The sequence below is a fragment of the Microbacterium sp. PRF11 genome (genome assembly GCF_031844085.1).
Lineage (GTDB): Bacteria > Actinomycetota > Actinomycetes > Actinomycetales > Microbacteriaceae > Microbacterium.
The window spans coordinates 416,401-432,111 of record NZ_JAUZUP010000003.1; the positions used below are offsets into that span (position 1 = coordinate 416,401).

A 15,711-nucleotide genomic window follows, 5' to 3' on the forward strand; every position below is an offset into this window, starting at 1 on the left:
TCTAGGATGATCCTCGGGCGCGGCACGAGCGCCCCGTCGTGGCATCCCGACGCACGACCTCCCCGGGAGTTCCCCTCATGGCTCTGATCGTCCAGAAGTACGGCGGTTCCTCCGTCGCCGACGCCGAGAGCATCAAGCGCGTCGCCAAGCGCATCGTCGACACCCGCCGCGCCGGCCACGAGGTCGTCGTCGCCGTCAGCGCCATGGGCGACACCACCGACGAGCTGCTCGACCTCGCCGGTCAGGTCGCGCCCATCCCGGCTCCCCGCGAGCTCGACATGCTGCTGTCGTCGGGCGAGCGCATCTCGATGGCGCTGCTGGCCATGGCCATCCACTCGATGGGCTTCGAGGCCCGTTCCTTCACCGGCAGCCAGGCCGGCATGATCACGGATGCCACGCACGGCGCGGCCCGCATCGTCGACGTCACGCCGGTGCGCCTGCGCGAGGCGCTCGACGAGGGCGCGATCGTCATCGTCGCCGGCTTCCAGGGCTTCAACCGCGACACCCGCGACATCACGACGCTCGGCCGCGGCGGCTCCGACACCACCGCCGTCGCGCTGGCCGCGGCGCTGAACGCCGACGTGTGCGAGATCTACAGCGACGTCGACGGCATATTCACCGCCGATCCCCGTGTGGTGCCGCTGGCGCGCAAGCTCGAGCGCGTCGGCAGCGAAGAGATGCTCGAACTCGCCGCCAACGGCGCGAAGGTCCTCTACATCCGCGCGGTCGAATACGCGCGGCGCCACGGCGTGCTCATCCACGCCCGCTCCACGTTCAGCTCGAGCGAGGGCACCTGGGTGCTCGACTCCTCGAAGACCTCCCCCCTCGTCCCCGAAAGAGAAGCCATGGAAGAGCCCATCGTCGCCGGCGTCGCCACCGACCTCAGCCAGGCGAAGATCACCGTCATCGGCGTCCCCGACGTCCCCGGCAAGGCCGCCGACATCTTCAAGATCGTCGCGAAGTCCGGCGCGAACGTCGACATGATCGTGCAGAACGTTTCGGCCGCGGCCACCAGCCGCACCGACATCTCGTTCACGCTGCCCAAGACCGACGCCGCGACGGCGCTCAAGGCGCTCGCCGGGGAGCAGGCCGAGGTCGGATTCGAGAGCCTCGTGCACGACGACCAGATCGGCAAGCTGTCGGTCGTCGGTGCCGGGATGCGCACCCACTCGGGCGTCTCGGCCACCCTGTTCGAGGCGCTGAGCCTGGCCGGGGTGAACATCGAGATGATCTCGACGTCCGAGATCCGCATCTCGGTGGTCGTGCGCGGGGTCGACCTCGCCGAAGCCGCGCGTCTGGTGCACACGGCGTACGGTCTCGACGGCGACGCCGAGGCCACCGTGCACGCCGGCACCGGGCGCTGACCCGCCTCTCCTCCTTGTGCGGCGTGCCCGCTTCGCCGTTCGCGGAACTCCTGAGTTTCCCGCCGCGGAGGCTCGGGGGCGGTGGAATTCCGCCAACTCGCGCCGCATTCCGGACCGATTCTCCGGAGTGCAGGCGGCGTGAGCGCCCCGCGCTAGTCTGACCCGAACGCCGCCGTCGCGGCATCCGCTCACCCGAACACACCCGAGGAACTCGCATGACCCGCATCTCCGATTCCGGACTCTCCCTCGCCGTCGTCGGCGCCACCGGTCAGGTCGGCACCGTCATGCTCGAGATCCTCGCCGAGCGCGACTTCCCGATCCGCGAGCTGCGCCTGTTCGCGACGGCGCGTTCCGCGGGCACCTCGGTCGACTTCGCCGGGCACTCCGTCGTCGTCGAGGACGTCGCCACCGCTGACCCCTCGGGCGTCGAGGTCGCGCTCTTCTCGGCCGGCGCCACCGGCTCCCGCGCCCACGCCCCGCGTTTCGCCGAGGCGGGCGCGCTCGTCATCGACAACTCCAGCGCCTGGCGCATGGATGCCGAGGTCCCCCTCGTCGTGAGCGAGGTCAACCCGCACGCGATCGACCAGGCCGTCAAGGGCATCGTCGCCAATCCCAACTGCACGACCATGGCCGCGATGCCGGTGCTGAAGGTGCTCGACGCCGAGGCCGGCCTCGAACGCCTCATCGTCAGCACCTATCAGGCGGTCTCGGGCTCCGGCCTCGCCGGCGCGCAGGAGCTCCTCGGCCAGGTCGAGGGCGTCCTCGCCCAGGGCGACGTCGAGCGCCTCGTGCGCGACGGTTCGGCGCTGGACTTCCCCCAGCCCGAGAAGTACGTCGCGCCGATCGCCTTCGACGTGATCCCGTTCGCGGGCAACCTCGTCGCCGACGGCCTGAACGAGACCGACGAAGAGAAGAAGCTGCGCAACGAGAGCCGCAAGATCCTCGAGCTCCCCGACCTGCGCGTCGCCGGCACGTGCGTCCGCGTCCCCGTCTTCACCGGCCACTCGCTCAGCATCAACGCCGAGTTCGCCCGTGAGATCACGCCCGAACGGGCGCGCGAGCTCCTCGCGGACGCCCCCGGCGTGCGCCTCGAAGAGGTGCCCACGCCCCTGCAGGCCGCCGGCACCGACCCCAGCTACGTCGGCCGCATCCGCGCCGACCAGTCGGCCCCCGAGGGCAAGGGCCTCGTGCTGTTCATCAGCAACGACAACCTCCGCAAGGGCGCCGCGCTCAACGCGGTCCAGATCGCCGAAGTCGTCGCGCACCAGCGCCTCGCGACCGCGTGACCGCAAGGTGTCTCGACATCGAACCGCTGGTTCTCTTGATGTCGAGACACCTCTCGGCTCGCACCTAGAATCGTCGGGTGACTGAAAACGTCGACGTTCTGCTCATCGGTGGCGGCATCATGTCCGCGACTCTCGGCACGCTGCTGAAAGACCTCCAGCCCGATCTCAAGATCGCGGTGCTCGAGCGCCTCAGCGACGTCGCGCAAGAGAGCTCGAACGCGTGGAACAACGCGGGCACCGGTCACGCGGCGCTGTGCGAGCTCAACTACATGCCCGAGGGCAAAGACGGTTCGCTCGACCCGGCCAAGGCCGTCGCGATCAACGAGCAGTTCCAGCAGAGCCGTCAGCTGTGGGCGTCACTCGTCGCCGAGGGCGTGCTCGACGAGCCGTCGACGTTCATCAACGCGACGCCGCACATGACGTTCGTGCGCGGCGAGAAAGACGTCGCCTACCTCCGCAAGCGCTACGAGGTGCTCAAGGAGCAGCCGCTGTTCGCCGGCATCGAATACAGCGAGGACTCCCGCGTCATCAACCAGTGGGCGCCGCTGCTCATGCAGAAGCGTCTCAAGAAGGACGAGCCCTTCGCGGCCACGCGCGTTCCCGCCGGCACCGACGTCGATTTCGGCTCCCTCACCCGCCAGCTCTTCGCGAACCTGGGCGAGAAGGGCGTCGAGGTCGCCACGAACCACGACGTCAAGAAGCTGAAGAAGCAGAAAGACGGGTCGTGGGAGGTGTCGTACCGCCACGTCATCGGCGGCACACCCGGTTCGATCAACGCGAAGTTCGTCTTCGTCGGCGCGGGCGGGTGGGCGCTCAAGCTCCTGCAGCGCTCGGGGATCCCCGAGATCAAGGGCTACGGCGTCTTCCCGATCGGCGGGCAGTGGCTGAAGACCTCCAACCCCGACATCGTCTCGAAGCACCGGGCCAAGGTCTACTCCCAGGCGTCGGTCGGAGCCCCGCCCATGTCGGTGCCGCACCTCGACACGCGCGTCGTCGACGGTGAGGCGGCGCTGCTGTTCGGGCCGTTCGCCACCTTCAGCCCCAAGTTCCTCAAGAACGGCTCGATGCTCGACATCGTCACCCAGGTTCGCCCGCACAACATCTTCCCGATGCTGAAGGTCGCCGTCGACAACCCGAGCCTGATCAAGTACCTGGTCAGCGAGCTGCTGAAGACCCACGCGAAGAAGGTCGACAGCCTGCGCGAGTTCATGCCGACCGCGAAGGACGAGGACTGGGAGCTGCTCGACGCCGGTCAGCGTGCTCAGGTGATGAAGCGCGACAAGGCCAAGGGCGGCGTGCTGCAGTTCGGCACCGAGGTCGTCACCTCCGCCGACCACTCGATCGCCGGGCTCCTCGGCGCTTCCCCGGGTGCATCGACCGCGGTGTCGATCATGCTCGGCCTCATCAAGGAGTGCTTCCCCGAGCGCATGGCCGAGTGGGAGCCGCGCCTGCGCGACCTCATCCCCAGCTACGGCGAGACGCTCAACACGCGTCCCGAGATGGCGCGGAAAGAGCTGGATGCCACCGCTCACGCGCTCGCGATCAACCCCTGAGTCCCGCGTGGCGAAGCTGTACTTCCGCTACGGGGCGATGAACTCGGGCAAGTCCACGGCCCTGCTGCAGGCGGCGTACAACTACGAGGAGCGCGGACAGCGCGTTCTGCTCGCCAAGCCCGAGATCGACACGAAGGGCGCCGATCAGATCGAGAGCCGACTGGGTGTCACCCGTCCCGTCGACTTCCTCGTGGCCGCCGACGACGATCTGCGCGCGGTGTTCCACGCGGCCGCCGGCCACGCGCCGGTGGCTTGCCTGCTCGTCGACGAGGCGCAGTTCTTCACCGCCGGCCAGGTCGATGATCTGTTGCGCATCGCCGTGCTCGACGGCATCCCGGTGCTCGCCTACGGCATCCGCACCGACTTCCGCACGGAGGCCTTTCCCGGATCGGCGCGGCTCATGGAGATCGCGCACAGCCTGGAGGAGCTCAAGACGATCTGCCGGTGCGGACGCAAGGCGATCTTCAACGCCCGTCTCGTCGGCGGTCGGTTCGTCTTCGACGGCGACCAGGTCGCGATCGACGAGGGGCAGATCCAGGGCGAGGTCACGTACGAGTCGATGTGCGCGGCCTGCTACCTGCGCGAGTCCGGCGGGCGCCTCGACGGACGGTGACCCCACCCGCCGAGCGATAGCCTGGAGGCATGCGCGTTCTCCTGGCCGGCGGTGCCGGTTACATCGGCACCCACACCGCCGTCGCCCTCCTCGAAGCCGGTCATGACGTCGTCCTCCTCGACGACTTGTCCGGAACGCACGCGGTCGCCGCCGAGCGGGTCGAGAAGATTACCGGCAAGCCGGCCCCCCTCATCGTGGGGGATGCCGCCGATGAGGCGGTCGTCGCCTCGGCGTTCGACGCGCACGGCCCGATCGACGCGATCGTCCACCTCGCCGCCTTCAAGGCCGTGGGAGAGTCGACGCAGAAGCCGCTGGAGTACTACTCCAACAACCTCGACACGACCTTCGCGCTGCTGCGGGTCGGTATCGCGCGCGGCATCCGGTCGTTCGTCTTCTCGAGCACCGGCACCGTCTACTCCGACCCGGCCGATCTGCCCTTCACCGAGGAGTCGACGACGAGCATCGACCTCTCCAACGCGTACAGCAAGTCCAAGCGCATGAACGAGGTCGTCCTCGCCGACGTGGCACGCGTGAACCCCGAGCTCAACGTGACGGTCCTGCGCTACTTCAACCCGGTGGGCGCGCACCCGTCGGGTCTGATCGGCGAGGACCCCGCCGGCATCCCGAACAACCTCATGCCGTACGTCTCGCGCGTGGCCATCGGCAGCCTCGACGAGATCGGTGTCTTCGGCTCCGACTACGACACCCCCGACGGTACGGGCCTTCGCGATTACATCCACGTCGTCGACCTCGCCGAGGGGCACGTCGCCGCCCTCGAGCAGGCGCAGCCGGGCCACCGGGTGTTCAACCTGGGCACGGGGCGTCCGGTGAGCGTGCTCGAGCTCGTCGCCTCGTTCGAGAAGGCCGTCGGCCACGAGCTGCCGAAGAAGATGCTCGACCGCCGCCCGGGCGACGTAGCGGCGACGTATTGCGACCCCGCCAAGGCGGGCGAGGTGCTCGGATGGCGCACGCGTCTGACGATCGACGACGCCTGCCGCGACTACTGGAATTGGCAGACCACGAACCCCGCCGGGTACGCCACGGCCGCCGACGCCTGACGATCCGCGCGTAGGGTGGTGTGGTCCGGCCACACCGTCACGACCGGTCGAACGGGGGATGCCATGGCCGACACCGCACAACGGGCGTGGCAGGTTGTGCTCGAACGAATCGAGGGCGATCTGCGCGACGGTCGACTGTCGCCGGGGGATCGCCTAACCCCCGAGCGCGAGCTCGCGGCACAGGTGGGCGTCGGACGCTCCAGCGTTCGTGAAGCCGTCCGCGTGCTCGAGGTGCTGGGCGTGGTCCGCACGGCGACCGGGTCGGGTCCGACGGCCGGCGCGATGATCGTGACGACCCCGCGCGGCGGCCTCGCGGCGTTCCTGCGCCTGCAGGTGGCCGCGAACGGGTTCCCCCTCACCGATGTCGTCCGCACGCGTATCGTGCTCGAGTGCGACGTGGCCGAGCGGCTCGCGCAGACGTCCGCCGATCTGACCGAGATCATCGGCATCCTGGATGCCATGGATGCCGACGACCTCGCTCCCGCGGAGTTCCTCGCTCTCGACGCGCGGTTCCATCAGGCGCTTTCCGAGGCGTCCGGCAACGCCGTCGTCTCGGCGATGATGGCGGGGCTGCGCAGCTCGATCGAGGCGTACACGAGCGCGGGTGCCGCCCGTCTCGACGATTGGGCGGACGTCGCCCAACGTCTGCGCCGCGAGCACCGGCACATCGTCGACGCCGTCTCGCGTGGCGACGCGGTCGACGCGCGCGAGACGGTCCGTGCGCACATCACCGACTACTACACCGAGGTCGCGCAAGCTCTCAGCCCGGGCGATGCCGCCGACGGCGCCGTCGGCGAAGCGGCACGTGCCGCGGTGCGTACCGCGAACGAGTGAGAGGAACACCGTGACCGATCGTCCCGCGCGCCCGCCGCGCCCCCAGCACGTCCTGCACGTCGTCGACACCGAGCGACTGACTCCTCACCTCGTGCGCATCCGGGCCCGGGGCGAGGGTCTCGTCGCGTTCCGCGAGAGCCCGCACACCGACGCGTACGTCAAGATCACCTTCGTCAAGCCCGAGCTGGGTCTCGAGCCGCCCTACGATCTCGCCGCGCTGCGCGAGACGCTCGCTGCCGACGACCTCCCCGTGACCCGCACGTACACGGTGCGCGCCGTCGACGGCGACGAGCTGACCATCGACTTCGTGGTCCACGGCGACGAGGGCCTCGCAGGCCCGTGGGCGGCGCGCGCCCAGCCGGGGGACCGGCTCGTCGTGTCCTCTCCCGGCGGCGGCTACGCCCCCGACTCCGCGGCAGACTGGCACCTGTTCATCGGCGACGAGTCGGCGCTGCCGGCCATCGCCCGGGCCCTCGAGGCGCTGTCCCCGGATGCCGCCGGCGCGGCGTTCCTCGAGGTGCAGAGCCCGGACGAGCAGGTGTCGCTGCAGGCGCCGTCGGGCGTCGAGGTCACGTGGGTGCACCGCGGCGACGCCGAGGCCGGCGCGACGCCCGTCCTCGCCGAGGCGGTGGGGCGGTGGCATCCCCTTCCCGGGCGCGGACAGGTCTTCGCGCACGGCGAGCGCGAGGCCATGAAGGCGATGCGCGATCTCGTGTTCTCGCGCTGGGGTCTCGCCCGCGACCAGGTGTCGCTGTCGGGCTACTGGGCGTACGGGCGCACGGAGGACCGGTTCCAGGCCGAGAAGCGCGAGCCCATCGGTCAGATCCTCTGACGCGAAAGAGCCGGTTCCGAACGCGTCAGGACCGGCTCTTTCGCGAAGACGGGTGCTCAGGCCGCGGTACGCTCCGGCAGCGTCGGGATGAGCTTGTCGAGGAACGCGGCGGTGTCCTCCCAGCCGTGCACCGCCTGGCACTCGACGCCCATGGCCAGGACCGGGTAGTCGTTGCCGTCGGGGTCGAGGCGGTCGCCGACGAAGAGCATGTCGTCGAGGGGGATGCCGGTGGCCTCCGCGAGCTTGTTCATCCCGTAGGCCTTGTCGATCCCGCGGTGGGTGATGTCGACCGAGGTCGATCCGCCGGAGCGGACCTCGAGGTCGGGGATGCGAGCGGCGACGGCCTCGCGAAGGGAGTTCTTCTTCTCGCCGGTGGGGTCCCACGCCATCTTCGCCTCGAGCGGAGCCGACTGGCCCAGCGCGGAGAACGTGATCTGCGACCCGCGGTCCTCGAGGATGTCGCCCCAGGGCTCCGCCTCCCACAGCCCGAGTCGTTCAGCCTCCTCGCGCACGGCGGCGAGGGCGCGCTGCTTCTCGTCGTCGGTCAGCGGGTGCGCGTAGACCGTCCGGATGCCGGCGGGCGTGAGGCGGTAGTACTGCGTGCCGCATGTGGGCATGAGGTGGACGTGCGTCAGCAGCTCGGGCGAGGCCTCGGGCAGGCGCTCGACCACCTGGCTGCGGAACTGCTGCAGCTGACCGCCAGAGATGATGGCGACCTCGACGCGCTCGGCGAGGGCGAGCAGCAGGTCACCGATGCGGGGGTCGATCGCGGTCTTCGAGGGGGCGAGGGTGTCGTCGAGATCGAAGGCGACGAGGCGGGGCGAGGCGTCGGACACGGTGCTCCTGTCAGGCGGGAAGAGGGACCCTCGACGGCGCCGCGGTCCACGCCGCGTCCGCGCCTCGAGTCCGCGGGCAGCGGGCGGAGGTCCGCCGTCCATGATATCCGGCCCTTGCGGCTGCCCCCGACACCACATGTTGACGTGGCCATGCCTCGGCGGTGTCGCATTCACCCGCGGTATACCTCGCAACCACGGGGACTCCTCTCGGCGTCGGTACGTTCGCCGCGCCCCCGGCAGCAGGGGGCATCGTCGCGAAAGGACCCCTCCTCGATGAAACGTCTGTCCCTCCGAAATCCCCGGACCGTCGCCGCGGTCGCCGTGGTGGTCGGAGTCACCCTCGCCGCCGTCTCGCCGGCCGTCGCCGCCTCTCTCAGCAGCGCGGTCTCGGCGGCCTCGGGCGGTACCTACGCCGGCCTGGGCGCCGCGCAGCCGACCCTGCTCGAGAGCGCGCACGCCACCGGCAAGGTGGCGCAGATCGGCGACCCGAACGCGCAGGTCTCCAGCGCCCCCGGCGCGACCGAGCGGGCGGCCGCCGCCATCGAGTCGATGCGCACCTCGGATGCCGCGGCGCTGCGCGCTCAAGCACTGCGGCTGTACCCGGTGGCAGGCGCGACGAACGTCTTCGTCATCGCCGATCAGAACGACCGCGCCCTCGCGCGCTCGCGCAACGACGTCTCGACGTTCCGTTACCTCACCACCACCTCCGCCGCGGACGCGGCGAAGGACCCCTACGCACAGTGGGAGGCGCGTGACGCCGGCAACGGTGCGGTGGCCCTGGTGAACGTGCAGAAGGATGCCGACGGGCAGGCGGCCGCGCTCGATCTGTACAACTGGAAGACCGCCGACGGATCGGAGGTGCAGACCTACACGCTGAACACCGCCGGTGCGGCCGTGCAGCAGTGGCGTCTGCGCTCCCTCGTCCCCACCGTCGCCACCAGCACCGTCGTCGCGGCTCCGGGCGCGGTGCCCGCGATGCCGACGGGGCTCTCCGCGCAGTACAGCTGGGGGATGTCCACGCCCCTCACCACGGTGGCTTGGCGCATGCCCGATCCGTCGGTGTGGAACAGCGCGGGGACGGTCACCGTGTCCGGCACGTCGACGGGTTTCTTCGGGGAGAACGTCGACCTCTCGGTCACGTTCGCGATCGGTGCCCCTGGTGACGCGACGGACTCGACGCTCTCCTCCTACGCCGGGGCGACGGTGAAGGAGCTGCAGATGCGCGCCCCGCGGACGGTGTCGCGTCCCATCGGCGACACCGGTGCGCGCGTGACCGAGCAAATCACGTGGAACTGGAGCGCCGTCTCCGATTCGACGCTGGCCGCCCCCGGCACGGTCGTCGTGCCGGCGACCTCGACCGCGTTCGCCGCTCGACTCGTCATCACTCTCAGCGCCGCACAGCGCGTCAACCTGCTGCGTCAGCCGGGCGTGCACGTCGACTACCTCGCCAAGGACTCCACGGTTCTCGCGCTCACGGACGGCAACCGCAGCGTGACCGGCTTCGCCGACTGGCGCAGCGGTGGTTCGGCCAACCGCGTCAACCCGAACCGCGTGTCCTTCTCGTTCGACCAGCCCCGCCAGATCACCGGCGTCAACGTCTACGACATCGGCGGCAAGCAGAACATCGGCGCGGTGACCGTGCAGTACCGCACGCTCCTCGGCGGCTGGAAGAACCTCCCGAGCGGCGGCACCTGGCCCGTCGCGAACACCGCAGCCAACCTGTCGCTCGAGACCACCTCGCAGCCCGTCGTCGCCACCGGCGTGCGCGTGATCATCACCAACAAGTCCTCCGCGACCTGGATGACCCTGTCGGAGATCGAGGCCTACGGTCCTCAGCCGACGCCGGCCTCTTGACCCGCTCCCCGAAAGGCTTCCCGTGAACACCCTTCTGCCCGTTCGTCCGCCCTCGCCGCGCCGCTCGGTGCGCGCCGCGACCGCGCTCGCCACCGTCGCCGCTCTGGCGGCATCCCTCCTCGGAGTCGGCGCCGCCGCCCCCGCTACCGCTGCCGAGGCGCGGACCGCCTCGACGGCCGCGCCGACCGCGACCCCGCGTTCGAGCTTCGTCCTGCCGGTGCTCCCCGACACGCAGTTCTACTCCCGCTACAGCGCCTCGCAGTTCATGCCGCAGTACGGCACCAACCCGTTCGAGGTGCAGAACCAGTGGATCGTCGACAACAAGGCGGCCCTCAACATCCCCTTCGCCTTACAGCTGGGCGACGTCGTCGACCAGCAGTGGGTGTCGGGGGAATGGGATGCCGCGGACCGGGCCATGAAGATCCTCGAGAACGGTCGCGTGCCGTACTCGATCATTCCCGGTAACCACGACGTGGCCGACCAGAGCGCCCGTTCCTCGACGGGGAACGCGGCGAACTACCTGGCCCGATTCGGCGCGACGCGACTCGCCGCCCAGGCCGGCAGCACGCTGCTCGGCACCTTCCAGAACGGGTACTCCTCGGCGTACCGGTTCACCGCCGAGGGGCGACCGTTCATCGTCCTGTCGCTCGGCTGGAACGCCTCCGACGACACCTTCGCGTGGGCGCAGGGCATCCTCGCCTCCCAGCCGGGCGTCCCCGTGATCCTGACGTCGCACGCCATCATCGGCATCGCGCAGGACCAGGTCTCGCCCGAGAGCTGGTGGTACGGCGACCTGCTCTGGGACAAGCTGATCCGCAAGAACGACCAGATCGTGCTGACGCTCAACGGGCACTTCCACGGCTCCACGATGCGCACGCTGACGAACGACGCCGGCCATCCCGTCTACGAGATCCTCGCGGATTACCAGATGGCCGCCGACGGCGGCAACGGCATCATGTCGCTGCTCGAGTTCGACCTGAGCGGCAACGCGGTCTCGCTGTCGACCGTCTCACCCTGGGTCGGGAAGAAGAGCTCCGGTTCGCGCACGTCGACGGACACGCCCGTGCTGACGGGACCGGGACAGAACATGCGCATGGACGTCGACTTCGCCGGGCGCTTCGGTTGGACCGCGCCCGCGGCATCCGACGTCGACGACGTCGATCTCACCGCTCTGGCGAAGCAGATCGTCTCGACGGGGTGGACGGCCGGTACGACGCAGGACCGCCGGGAGGCGGCGGGCTCGCCCGAGGACTACCACCGCGTCGCGGGCACGATCGCGCACTGGCGGTTCGGGACGGTCCCCGAGGGTGCCGTGGGCGACACCACCGTCATTCCCGACATCGCCGGAGCGAGTCCGATGTACCGCAACCCCGTGGATGCCACGGACGCCGACGACAAGCCCGAGGACCTGACGATCACCCACACCAATGTGCCGTTCTACTCGGCGGACAAGGGTGCAGCGTGCTTCTCGAACGTGCACCGCAACAGCGGCGCACGGGACAACCTGTCGTACCTGACCACGGAGTACGGCGCCCCGGCCACCTTTGCGAACCTCACGGCCGGATCCGGCTACACAGTGGAGACGTTCGTCCAGCTCAGCGGGGACTGGACGGAGGCGGCGAACCGCTGGGGTGCCGCGATCACTCGGGGCGGAGCCCGGCAGTGGATCGGGATCAACGACACCTCGGATGCTGGGGCCGGCGCGGCATGGCTGGGGATCTCCAACCTGCGCGAATACCAGTTCTCCGCGGCCGACACGCAGACGAAGAACTCGTACACCCTGTGGTCGGGTGAAATCATGCCCGGAAGCTGGCACCACGTGGCGATCGTGGGCGACCCGCGCGCGCGCACCGTCATCATGTACGTCGACGGCGTGCCGGTGCTGCGCAACGCCGCGAAGGTCGGCGGCATGATGGCGGCCGACTTCATGCCGTGGATCCTGGGCGCCTCCACCTGGAACACCGAGCCCGAGCACGGCTGGAACGGGTGCATCGGCGAGACCCGCATCGTCGACCACGCGCTCGCCCCGCAGCAGTTCCTCTTCGAACGGCAGGACATCGCCGCAGACGGTTCCGGTTTCGCCGTGAGCACCGATCTCGCCGGGGTCAAGGCGTCGGGAACGAGCATCGCCGAGGTCACCGGCACCGGCTCGGCGGGCACCACCGTCGGTCTCACGGTCGACGATCGCGCCGCCGGCTCCACGGTCGTGGGCGCCGACGGCACGTGGCGGATCGTGCTGGATCGTCCGCTCGCCGGGGTGGGGCTGCACGCGCTGGCATTTTCGCAGACGCTCGGCAGCCGCACGGGAGCTCCGTACAAGACGAGCCTGACCATCGGCGTCGACGACGCGTGGCGTCCGTCCGAGGCGGGGTTGTCCCCGGCGGCCGAGAACAAGGTGACCGTCGCACCGGCGCGGGTCGAGCACGCGAACCCGGTGACCGTCACCGTTCCGACCGCCCCCGAGGGCGGCGACCTGCACGCCTACCTCTTCGCCGGCACGACCCGTCTGGGCCGGGCGACGGTGACATCGGGGGCGGTGACCTTCACCGTGCCGCGCGCGGTGGCCGCCGGTTCGTACCGGATCGCCGTCTACACGTCGACGGGGGAGCTCCTCGGCTGGCAGACGCTCGCGGTGACCGCCGACGTGCCCGATCCGGTCGCGCCGACGCAGCCTTCCGGATCCACCGCCGGCAAGGTCGACGTCTCGACCCCGGCGCCCGGGGCTCGCACCGTGGTGGTGTCGGCGGGCGCGGCGAACGCCGGGAAGAAGCTCGACGTCTGGGCGTGGTCCACGCCGACCAAGGTCGGGACGCAGGTGCAGGCGGACCCGTCCGGACGCGTCGAGGTGGACATCTCGACTCTTCCCTCGGGTCACCACACCCTCGCGCTGACCCAGCCGGGCGACGCCGAGTTCACCGTCCTCGTGTGGGGTGAGTTCGACAAGCCCATCACGCCGGGCGAGGACCGGCCGGAGGCGCTCGATCTGGCCGCCGCGGTCACGGCGAGCGACCTGTGGTCGCTCTCGGCCGAGAAGACGACGGTCGATTTCGGAGCCGTCGCTCGCGGGACCCGTGCCACGCGCCCGCTCGGCATCGTCACGGTGGTGGATGACCGTGCCGTGCTGCGCGGATGGGAGCTGTCCGCGAGCTGGAGCGACTTCCGCGGCGAGCAGACCCTCGACCGGGGAACGCTGACTCTCGTGCCGACGACCGCCGCCGGGTATGCACCGCCGTCGGGCGTCTCGCTCGGCGCCCCCGGGTCGACCGCGGGTACGCAGAAGATCGCCGACAGTGCGGCGGTCAGCACCACACTGACCGGTGCACGCTGGGGCGCCGACCTGACGTTCGCCCCGCCGGCGAACGTCGCGGCCGGGACGTATGCGTCGACGCTCACCCTGACCCTCGTGTCGAAGTGAGCTGAGGACGCCTGAGATACAGGCGCACCGAGTGCGGGAGCATGCCGGCATCCGCACTCGGTGCGGACCTCGTCGATGCGGACCTCTCGCGGACATGCAGAAGGGCCCTCCACGTCCGTGAAGGGCCCTTCTGGTGATGCAGTGGTCGGGGTGACAGGATTTGAACCTGCGGCCTCGTCGTCCCGAACGACGCGCGCTACCAAGCTGCGCCACACCCCGTTGCAACCAGTAAAGTCTACCCCGTCCGGAGGCATGCTCCGAACCACGGGCGCGCCGGGCGCGTCACGCGTGCGTCAGGGAGACCGCGCGGAGCTCGCGGTGACGGGTGCGGGATGCGACCGCGCCGAGCTCGACGTTGCGGGTGCGGGATGTGACCTCGCGGAGGTCCGAAGGGGACGGGCGCGGGGATGCGACCGCCCGCCGCAGGACGCGGACGGGCGGTCGCGACCGGGCACACCCGGTCAGGCCTGCGTCGTCGCCCGACGTCGCATCGCCCGCCACGCGAGGAGGCCGACGCCTGCGACCACCGCGGCAGCGCCGCCGGCACCCCCGAGCGAGGCGACAGATGCGCCGGTCGCGGCCAAGGCTGCGGGCGCGGCGGGAGGCGCGGGGGGAGCGGTCGGAACGGCCGGCGCCGGGCTCGTCGGGGTGGGCGTCGGCGTCGGAGTCGGGTCGTCCGGGGGCATCGGGACGAGCTGCTCCGTCTGGGTCGGCGTTGCGAAGCGCTCGCGCCAGAAGAATCCCGGCGGCAGGTGCGGGACGACGTCGGCGTCCTGCGCCGCGCTGTCGATCCGCCAGACGGCCGTGTAGACCCCCGGTCCGGGAACCCGCCCGCTGGCCACCTCGTAGGCGCCCGCACCTCGCGCGGGATCGGTGCGCAGGTCGAGAGTCATCACCGGCTCGAGGTTCGCGGGTATCTCTTCCGACTCAGCCGGGAATGCGCCGGTGCGGTAGAGGTCGGCCGTAGCGGAGATCACGACGAACGAGCCGTCCTCGTGCCGTGGCCAGACGCCGTCGGCCGGGGACACGCGGACCTCGTCGACGAATCGACCGTCCTCGATGCGCGCGGTGGTCTCGATACGGGGGGAGAAGCGCACCGGGCGGGGCGCGGCATCCTGAGCCGACAAGTCGAACCGCAGGGGATCCGCGGGACCGGCGGACTCCTGCTGATCGGGCGTCGTGTAGTACCGGATCGCGGCCTGTCGCACGGAGAACGTCGCGTCGGCGCGCACGGTGTAGGGGCGGCCGTCGTCAGAGGCCGTCGCCGGTGCGACGATGTCGTACACCTGGCCGGTGCGGACGTCGCCGCGGTCGGGTGCGCCGGTATCGGCGAACACCGCGTTCTGCAGGCGCAGGGTGCCCGTTGCGGCGGGGTCCACGTCGGCGACGACGGTTCCGTGCGTCGGGTCGTTGTCCGCCGTGGTCAACGACAGCGAGCCGCCCGCCCGCGGCACCGGTACCGCTTCGGCCTCGGCCAGGTACTGCAGTGCGCGCTCGCGCACGGCCTGGCTGTTCTCCGGGCTCGCGCGGCGCATGATGTAGTCGATCGCCTCGCCGAGGTCGTCGCCCGTGTAGCCCCACGAGTGCAGGGTGGTGTCGCGGTCGGCGACCGCCTTGACCGCCCAGCTGACGGCGGCGGCCTGCACGGCGTCGCCGGTCTGTCCGTAGGTGCTGACGAGGTGGTTGATCGAGACGAGCTGCTGCGCGTTCAAACCCTCGACGTTCGAGGTCGTCCCGTGGTCGGTCGACGGGTCGGTGGCGACCGGGCGGCCGGGATGGATGCAGTACGTGTGCACGCCGTCGACGAGCATCGAACCGTGCCAGCCGGTGCTCGACAACGGCGCCCACGTGCCGAAGCCGGCACCCCTGTCGGCGGCACGGGCGGCGGGGGCGGCGAGACCGATGCCGCCGAGGAGGACGGCCGCGGCGGCGAGGAAGGCGGGCAGTCGGCGCCGGAACGGGGGAGGGTGGTGCATTCGAGGTCCTTTCGGTCGAGGAGCCTCGATCGTGCGACATCGAGCGGCGCCGGAAACGACCGAAGGGACCGATCCGTGGATGGATCGGCC

General features: G+C 70.5%; 11 protein-coding genes and 1 tRNA gene. 9 read left to right on the plus strand and 3 right to left on the minus strand.

The genetic code is table 11. From position 1 onward, the window contains the following. Nucleotides 1-77: 77 nt before the first annotated feature. The 7 genes from Q9R20_RS10790 to Q9R20_RS10820 all read left to right on the plus strand — a co-directional run bounded on the left by Q9R20_RS10790 (nt 78) and on the right by Q9R20_RS10820 (nt 7,540). Nucleotides 78-1,364: an aspartate kinase gene (locus Q9R20_RS10790; RefSeq protein ID WP_311249344.1), complete on the plus strand. Its 1,287-nt coding sequence runs from the start codon at nt 78-80 to the stop codon at nt 1,362-1,364. Between the two features lie 215 nt (nt 1,365-1,579). Then, complete coding sequence (locus Q9R20_RS10795) at nt 1,580-2,650, plus strand: aspartate-semialdehyde dehydrogenase (RefSeq protein WP_311249345.1); 1,071 nt, start codon at nt 1,580-1,582, stop codon at nt 2,648-2,650. Between the two features lie 77 nt (nt 2,651-2,727). Beyond that, the gene (locus Q9R20_RS10800; protein WP_311249346.1) at nt 2,728-4,203 is read left to right on the plus strand and encodes a malate:quinone oxidoreductase; all 1,476 of its coding nucleotides are present in this window, start codon (nt 2,728-2,730) and stop codon (nt 4,201-4,203) included. 7 nt (nt 4,204-4,210) lie between these two features. Next, nucleotides 4,211-4,816 (plus strand): thymidine kinase, encoded by a 606-nt coding sequence (locus Q9R20_RS10805; RefSeq protein WP_311249347.1) that lies wholly within the window; start codon nt 4,211-4,213, stop codon nt 4,814-4,816. A gap of 29 nt (nt 4,817-4,845) precedes the next feature. Next, nucleotides 4,846-5,874, plus strand: coding sequence for a UDP-glucose 4-epimerase GalE (galE, locus tag Q9R20_RS10810; RefSeq protein WP_311249348.1), 1,029 nt, complete (start codon nt 4,846-4,848; stop codon nt 5,872-5,874). A 63-nt stretch (nt 5,875-5,937) separates the two neighbouring features. After that, nucleotides 5,938-6,708 (plus strand): FCD domain-containing protein, encoded by a 771-nt coding sequence (locus tag Q9R20_RS10815; protein WP_311249349.1) that lies wholly within the window; start codon nt 5,938-5,940, stop codon nt 6,706-6,708. A 10-nt stretch (nt 6,709-6,718) separates the two neighbouring features. Then, the gene (locus tag Q9R20_RS10820) at nt 6,719-7,540 is read left to right on the plus strand and encodes a siderophore-interacting protein (RefSeq protein WP_311249350.1); all 822 of its coding nucleotides are present in this window, start codon (nt 6,719-6,721) and stop codon (nt 7,538-7,540) included. 56 nt (nt 7,541-7,596) lie between these two features. Here Q9R20_RS10820 and Q9R20_RS10825 read toward each other — a convergent pair whose 3' ends face one another. Beyond that, the gene (locus Q9R20_RS10825) at nt 7,597-8,376 is read right to left on the minus strand and encodes an HAD-IIB family hydrolase (protein ID WP_311249351.1); all 780 of its coding nucleotides are present in this window, start codon (nt 8,374-8,376) and stop codon (nt 7,597-7,599) included. A 273-nt stretch (nt 8,377-8,649) separates the two neighbouring features. Between Q9R20_RS10825 and Q9R20_RS10830 the strand changes: the two genes are divergently transcribed. Next, complete coding sequence (locus Q9R20_RS10830; RefSeq protein WP_311249352.1) at nt 8,650-10,230, plus strand: hypothetical protein; 1,581 nt, start codon at nt 8,650-8,652, stop codon at nt 10,228-10,230. Nucleotides 10,231-10,252: 22 nt separating this feature from the next. Continuing rightward, on the plus strand, nt 10,253-13,645 hold the full coding sequence (locus tag Q9R20_RS10835) for a LamG-like jellyroll fold domain-containing protein (RefSeq protein WP_311249353.1): 3,393 nt from the start codon (nt 10,253-10,255) through the stop codon (nt 13,643-13,645). A gap of 142 nt (nt 13,646-13,787) precedes the next feature. On the opposite strand, the gene Q9R20_RS10840 is transcribed toward Q9R20_RS10835, so the two are convergent. Further along, nucleotides 13,788-13,864 (minus strand) — tRNA-Pro (locus Q9R20_RS10840). Between the two features lie 242 nt (nt 13,865-14,106). Continuing rightward, on the minus strand, nt 14,107-15,621 hold the full coding sequence (locus Q9R20_RS10845; RefSeq protein ID WP_311249354.1) for a hypothetical protein: 1,515 nt from the start codon (nt 15,619-15,621) through the stop codon (nt 14,107-14,109). Nucleotides 15,622-15,711: the final 90 nt, after the last annotated feature.

What these genes read in the sequence shown, in the direction of transcription:
- Q9R20_RS10790 (WP_311249344.1), top strand. Translation starts at nt 78, where the DNA reads ATGGCTCTGATCGTCCAGAAGTACGGCGGTTCCTCCGTCGCCGACGCC.
- Q9R20_RS10795 (WP_311249345.1), top strand. Translation starts at nt 1,580, where the DNA reads ATGACCCGCATCTCCGATTCCGGACTCTCCCTCGCCGTCGTCGGCGCC.
- galE (WP_311249348.1), top strand. Translation starts at nt 4,846, where the DNA reads ATGCGCGTTCTCCTGGCCGGCGGTGCCGGTTACATCGGCACCCACACC.
- Q9R20_RS10815 (WP_311249349.1), top strand. Translation starts at nt 5,938, where the DNA reads ATGGCCGACACCGCACAACGGGCGTGGCAGGTTGTGCTCGAACGAATC.
- Q9R20_RS10830 (WP_311249352.1), top strand. Translation starts at nt 8,650, where the DNA reads ATGAAACGTCTGTCCCTCCGAAATCCCCGGACCGTCGCCGCGGTCGCC.
- Q9R20_RS10845 (WP_311249354.1), bottom strand. Translation starts at nt 15,621, where the DNA reads ATGCACCACCCTCCCCCGTTCCGGCGCCGACTGCCCGCCTTCCTCGCC.